A 6,713-nucleotide genomic window follows, 5' to 3' on the forward strand; every position below is an offset into this window, starting at 1 on the left:
CGGGCCTGCGGCCGAGGGGCTTCGTCGCGCCCTCCGGCCGCCGGGCCGTCCTACGCGGCGGCGAGCTTGGCGGCCGAGTCGGCGTCGACGCAGGCCTGGATGACGGCGTCGAGGTCGCCGTCCAGGACCTGGTCCAAGTTGTACGCCTTGAAGCCGACCCGGTGGTCCGAGATCCGGTTTTCCGGGAAGTTGTACGTCCGGATCTTCTCGGAGCGGTCGACCGTGCGGACCTGGCTGCGGCGCACGTCCGAGGCCTCCTGCTCGGCCGCTTCCTGGGCGGCGGCCAGCAGCCGGGAGCGCAGGATGCGCATGGCCTGCTCCTTGTTCTGGAGCTGGCTCTTCTCGTTCTGGCAGGAGGCGACGACACCGGTCGGCAGGTGCGTGATGCGCACCGCGGAGTCCGTGGTGTTGACGGACTGGCCGCCGGGGCCGGAGGAGCGGTAGACGTCGATGCGCAGGTCGTTGGCGTGGATCTCCACGTCGACCTCCTCCGCCTCGGGCGTGACCAGCACGCCGGCGGCCGAGGTGTGGATGCGGCCCTGGGACTCGGTGGAGGGCACGCGCTGCACCCGGTGCACACCGCCCTCGTACTTCATCCGGGCCCAGACGCCCTGGCCGGGCTCGGTGGCGCCGTTGCCGCCCTTGGTCTTCACGGCGACCTGGACGTCCTTGTAGCCGCCGAGTTCGGACTCGGTGGAGTCGATGATCTCGGTCTTCCAGCCGACGCGCTCGGCGTACCGCAGGTACATGCGCAGCAGGTCACCGGCGAAGAGGGCGGACTCGTCGCCGCCGGCGCCCGCCTTGATCTCCAGGAGCACGTCCTTGTCGTCACTGGGGTCGCGCGGGACCAGGAGCAGGCGGAGCCTCTCCGTGATCTCCTCGCGCTGCTTCTCCAGGACCTTGACCTCGGCGGCGAAGTCCGGGTCGTCCGCGGCGAACTCGCGGGCGGTGCCGATGTCGTCGCCGACACGCTTCCAGGTCCGGTAGGTGGAGACGATCGGGGTCAGCTCCGCGTAGCGCTTGTTGAGCTTCCGCGCGTTGGCCTGGTCGGCGTGGACCGACGGGTCGGCGAGCTTCTTCTCGAGATCGGCGTGTTCGCCGATCAGTTCCTCGACCGCCTCGAACATCGGGTGCTCCTGGTTCCGTGCGTGGTACGTCTGCGGGCCTGCTGGACGGCCTGCCGCCGGCAGGCGGTACAGCCGGAAAAACGCCGGCCCCGGCGCCCCCGAGAGGGCGCCGGGAACCGGCGCTGTGGCTCGCTACTTGGCGGAGGAGCCGGCGGCCTTGCCGAAGCGGGCCTCGAAGCGGGCCACGCGGCCACCGGTGTCGAGGATCTTCTGCTTGCCCGTGTAGAACGGGTGGCACTCGGAGCAGACGTCGGCGCGGATGGCGCCGCCCTCGAGGGTGCTCCGGGTGGTGAACGACGCACCGCAGGTGCAGCTGACCTGCGTCTCGACGTACTGGGGGTGAATCTCGCGCTTCAAGGTGTCTCCTAGTTTCGGGAGGGCTCCGGGTCGTACGCGCGGATTGCGCGTCCGTGAACCGGGGCCGACGTACCAGTCTGCCAGGACCGGCCGTATCTCCCAAAACGAGAGGCGGGCCACGGGTATTCCCGTCACCCGCCGGGGACGTTCCGCGCTCGCCCGGTGACGGAGAGCGCCGTAGTCGCCGTGCTCGCCCCGCGACGGAAGGCAGCGCTGTCGCCAAGCTCGCCCGGTGCCGGAGAGCGCGCCTATCGCACGACGTCGGCCGCGTCGCCCTTGTCGCCGGCCGACTCCCGCGTGGCGGACGCCGGAATCGGCCTGTCGAGCTTGAGCGCCGCCCAGACCTGCCGGCCGGCCTTCTCCTGGGGCAGCACCCGGTTCGGGTCCGCCGGGTCGTACTCCACGGGGAGGGTGACCATGTCGACGTTCTTCGAGCGGAGGCCCTTCAGGCCGTCGGCGAAACCGGTGAGCTTCTTGACGGAGGCGAGCGCGGAGTCGGTGGTGACGGCCTTGGTCGCGGCGTCGGCGAGACCGAACAGCTTCCGCGGGTCCGAGAACAGGCCGACGCTTCTCGTCTGATCCATCAGCGCCTTCACGAACGCCTGCTGGAGCTGGATCCGGCCCAGGTCGCTGCCGTCGCCGACGCTCTCCCGCGTGCGGACGAGACCGAGCGACTGCTCCCCGTCGAGGGTGTGGGTGCCGGCCTTCAGCGCGAGATGGCTGTTGGGGTCGTCGATGGCCCGGGAGGTGGTGATCCGCACGCCGCCCAGCTCGTCGACGAGCTTCTTGAACCCGGTGAAGTCGACCTCGACGTAATGGTCCATGCGGATGCCGGACATGGCCTCGACGGTCTTCACGGCGCAGGCGGGCCCACCGACCGCGTACGCCGTGTTGAACATGGCCTCGTGCTGCGCGCCGACCCGCCCACCGGTCGTGTCACTCGTGCAGGCGGGGCGGTCGACGAGGGTGTCCCGCGGGACGGAGACCACACTCGCGCCGGTGTGGCCCTTGTTCACGTGCACGACCATCGCGGTGTCCGCCCGGGCGGAGCCCTCGTCGACGCCGTAGGCGGAGTTGGCACCCGAGCGGGAGTCGGAGCCCAGCACCAGGATGTCCTGCGAGCCGTCGTCCACGTCGCCGGGGCGCTCCGCCCCCAGAGCGGCGTCGATGTCGACGCCCTTCAGGTTCCCGTTGAGGGTGACGTAGGCGTAACCGAGTCCGGAGCCTCCGGCTACCACCAGGGCGGCGGTGCCCCACAGGGCGATCCTCTTCATCCGGCGCCCCCGGGTCGGCTTCCGCCGGCGGCTGCCGGTGCCGCGTATCCGGCCGGTGCCCCTGTTCTGCTCGGTCATGCGGTTCCTCTTCCGACTCTCGCCGTCACCCCCTGCCGTGGTGCACGGGCGCGGTCCGGCGCCACTCGGTGGGACGCTCGGAGCAACGAGAAGCCTCGCACGACGAGCCGAGGCCCCCGCCGGAAGACGGGGGCCTCGGACGAAGCGGGTGAGTCGGCCGGCAACCCGGCTCTCACCTGGTGTTTCAGCCGAACAGGTTGTAGCTGCCCCAGCCGGTGCCGAAGGCGACCCGTGTGGCGAAGATCGCACCCGAGGACTTGCCGTTACCCGGGTACAGCCAGAGCTTCCCCGCGGTGTCCCGGCCCAGCAGATCGGCGTGGCCGTCGCTGTTCACGTCACCGGTGGTGGCGAGCATGTTGAGGCCACCGAACGTGGCGACCTTCACCCTGGCCTCGAAGGGCGCCGCGGCGTTGCTGGTGCCCTTGTACAGGTAGGTGGATCCGTCGGACGCGCGCGCCAGTACGTCGGGCTTGCCGTCGTTGGTGAAGTCACCGTGCCCGCGCACCATGTTGTACTGCCCCCAGCCGCCGCCGACCAGGGTCGGCGCCAGGAACCCGCCGTCGCCCTTGCCCGCGTAGAGGTACAGGTTGCCGGACGAGTTGACGGCCAGCATGTCGGCCAGACCGTCGTTCGTGAGGTCACCGGGCGACAGGATCTGCTTGTGGGCCTTCCACCCCTTGGCCACCAGCTTGCTGCCCCAATCGCCCGTCGAGGGGACCCAGTGGTCCCAGTAGACGTCGCCGTTGGCGTTGCGGTAGAGCAGGTCCTGGTTGTCGTCCCGGTCCAGGTCCGTCTGGACCAGCAGGTTCATCCCGGCGCTGCCCCAGTTGTACTTCCGGGTCAGCTTCGTCACCGACGAGTCCCACTCGTACAGGGCGCCGGACGACGTCAGCCGGGCGAACAGGTCGGCCGCGTGGTCGTTGTTGAGGTTCGCGTCGTAGACCCTGGCCTTGACCGGCGCCGAGTAGGTGCTCATCTTGGCGTACACCGAGTAGGCACCTTGTGCGGAGCAGTCCTCGGCACCCCACGACACCACACCGACCAGCATGCCGTTGGCGACGAGCGGGCCCCCGGAGTCGCCGTTGCAGGCCGTGGTCGTGCCCGCGTCGCTCCCGGTGCCCGGGGATCCGGCGCAGACCATGTGACCGACGACGTAGTTCGTGCCCCACGCCGCTTGGCAGGCGGCGTTCGTGTTGATGGCGGCCGGCGCGACCTTCAGCGTCTGGGCGAGCCCTTCCTCCGTGGAGCTGGTGCGGCCCCATCCGTAGACCTTCGCGGCCGTTCCCGCGTTGTAGACCGCGGTGTCGGTGTTCCGCATGATCGGGAGGGGCTTGACGTTCACGGGAGACGTCAACGTCAGGACGGCCACGTCGTTGTCGATCGTGACGTCGTCGTACGCGGGGTGGTTCCACTGACGGTAGGCGCCACGCAGCTGGCCCCCGTGGAAGTCGAAGACGGGATAGCCGTCAGCGTCCACCTCGCCCGTGTCCGTCGGCAGTTGGTCGGTGCCCACGATCACCGTGCTGTCGAGGTACCACTTGAACCCCTTGACACAGTGCGCCGCCGTGACGACCTTCGACGGTGCGACGACGGAACCACCGCAGAAATAACCGACGTCGTCGCTGGTGTCCGCCGTGTCCTTGTCGTCGAAGAAGTGGAGCTGCGCCATCCACGGCGCGGCCGAGATCGTGGTCTCGGAACCGCCGATGATCTTGGGGTCCGGCTTTCGCGCCGCCCCCGTGCCGTCGGACGCGAGCGCCGAGGGAGCCGGCGTGCTCTTGGCCTTCTGATCGGCCTGCATCGACCGGGCTGCGCGGATGCGCAGCTCGGACTGCGACGGAGCGTTCACCCGGTCGCCGGATCGGGTGATCTGCGCCTTGCCCCCGGGTTCGGAGGCCTGTGCACCTGTGGCGGTGAAACCGGTCCCGATCATTCCGGCCACCACCGCCACGGTCGGCACTATCACGCTCAGACGGCGCCTGTACCGACCACCTCGGGTGCGTATCTGCACTCGAAAACCCCCTGCATGTGTACGGCCGGGCACATGGCCCCGCCGTAAGTGAGATGAGACGCGCGATGGGGGTGCGACGACTTGTGCGACGGCTTGTGGGCAGCGCGGTACAAGGCCCCCTGGGACCGGCGCTGCTGTGGATCCCCCCACCCCGACCGGCTCATGTTACTCAGTGAGGGCACGGCCGACCATAGGCGGGGCCCACGACAGATGCCCCGTCACTTCCGTGACGGGGCATCTGTCGTGGGCGCGGGACGCGACGTCAGTCGTTGCCGTTGCCCGGTGTCGTCTTCTGGATCTGCAGCAGGAACTCCGCGTTGGACTGCGTCTTCTTCATGCGGTCCAGCAGCAGCTCGATCGCCTGCTGCTGGTCGAGCGCGTGCAGCACCCGGCGCAGCTTCCAGACCACGGCCAGCTCGTCGGTGCCGAGCAGGATCTCCTCCTTGCGGGTGCTGGACGCGTCGACGTCCACCGCGGGGAAGATGCGCTTGTCGGAGAGCTTGCGGTCGAGCTTGAGCTCCATGTTGCCGGTGCCCTTGAACTCCTCGAAGATCACCTCGTCCATGCGCGAGCCGGTCTCGACGAGCGCGGTGGCCAGGATGGTCAGCGAGCCGCCGTCCTCGATGTTGCGCGCGGCCCCGAAGAAGCGCTTCGGGGGATACAGAGCGGTCGAGTCCACACCACCGGAGAGGATGCGGCCGGAGGCCGGCGCCGCCAGGTTGTAGGCGCGGCCCAGACGGGTGATCGAGTCCAGCAGGACGACCACGTCGTGGCCCAGCTCCACGAGACGCTTGGCGCGCTCGATGGCCAGCTCGGCGACCGTGGTGTGGTCCTCGGCGGGGCGGTCGAAGGTCGAGGAGATGACCTCGCCCTTCACCGACCGCTGCATGTCGGTGACCTCTTCCGGACGCTCGTCGACCAGGACGACCATCAGGTGGCACTCGGGGCTGTTGACCGTGATCGCGTTGGCGATGGCCTGCAGGATCATGGTCTTACCGGTCTTCGGCGGGGCCACGATCAGGCCTCGCTGGCCCTTGCCGATCGGGGCGACCAGGTCGATGATCCGGGTGGTCAGGACGTTGGAGTCGGTCTCCAGACGGAGCCTGTCCTGGGGGTACAGCGGGGTCAGCTTCTGGAACTCGGGGCGGCCGCGGCCGCTCTCCGGGGCCATGCCGTTGACCGAGTCGAGGCGGACGAGCGCGTTGAACTTCTCGCGGCGCTCGCCGTCCTTGGGCTGGCGCACCGCACCGGTGACGTGGTCACCCTTGCGCAGGCCGTTCTTGCGGACCTGGGCGAGCGAGACGTACACGTCGTTGGGGCCCGGCAGGTAGCCGGACGTCCGGATGAACGCGTAGTTGTCGAGGATGTCGAGGATGCCCGCGACGGGGATCAGGACGTCGTCGTCGGCGACCTGGACGTCGGTCGCGAACTCGTCGCGGCCGCGGCGGCCCCGGCGGTCGCGGTAACGGCCCCGACGGCCGCGCCGGCCGCCCTCGTCGTCGTAACCGTCGTCCTGCGGGCCGCCGCCCTGCTGCTGGCCCTGGCCCTGGCTCTGGCTCTGGCCGCCGCCCTGCTGGCCCTGACGGCGTCCGCCGCCACCCTGCCCCTGGTCGTCGCCCTTGCCCCGCCGGTCACGCTGGCGGTCACGCCGGTCACCGCGGTCCTGGCGGTCGCCTCGGTCACCGCGGCGGCCGTCCTGGCGGTCGCCGCGACGGCCCTCGGCCGTGTCGGCGGCGGACTCGGCCTTGGCCTCGCCCTTCGCCTCGGCGCGCTCCCGGGCGGCCGGCGCGGGGGGGGGGCGCGGGGGGGCGGGGGGGGGAGGGGCAGCGGTGGCCGGCGTTTGTTGAGGCGAGGCAGCCCGCAGGG

5 protein-coding genes are annotated in these 6,713 nt (G+C 70.3%); all 5 read right to left on the reverse strand.

From position 1 onward, the window contains the following. Positions 1 to 50 precede the first annotated feature (50 nt). Positions 51 to 1,127, reverse strand: a complete 1,077-nt coding sequence (prfA, locus tag ABZ371_RS08190) for a peptide chain release factor 1 (protein WP_358675192.1) — start codon at positions 1,125 to 1,127, stop codon at positions 51 to 53. Between the two features lie 132 nt (positions 1,128 to 1,259). Next, a complete protein-coding gene (rpmE, locus tag ABZ371_RS08195; RefSeq protein WP_358675194.1) occupies positions 1,260 to 1,484 on the reverse strand; it encodes a 50S ribosomal protein L31 in 225 nt (74 codons plus the stop codon). A 248-nt stretch (positions 1,485 to 1,732) separates the two neighbouring features. Continuing rightward, the gene (locus tag ABZ371_RS08200; RefSeq protein ID WP_358675197.1) at positions 1,733 to 2,836 is read right to left on the reverse strand and encodes an LCP family protein; all 1,104 of its coding nucleotides are present in this window, start codon (positions 2,834 to 2,836) and stop codon (positions 1,733 to 1,735) included. Positions 2,837 to 3,020: 184 nt separating this feature from the next. Then, positions 3,021 to 4,802, reverse strand: coding sequence for a trypsin-like serine protease (locus ABZ371_RS08205; RefSeq protein ID WP_358675199.1), 1,782 nt, complete (start codon positions 4,800 to 4,802; stop codon positions 3,021 to 3,023). A gap of 307 nt (positions 4,803 to 5,109) precedes the next feature. Next, a partial coding sequence (gene rho / locus ABZ371_RS08210; protein ID WP_358675202.1) for a transcription termination factor Rho occupies positions 5,110 to 6,713 on the reverse strand: 1,604 nt, incomplete at its 5' end.

It is taken from the genome of Streptomyces sp. NPDC005899 (assembly GCF_040629645.1).
GTDB lineage: Bacteria > Actinomycetota > Actinomycetes > Streptomycetales > Streptomycetaceae > Streptomyces.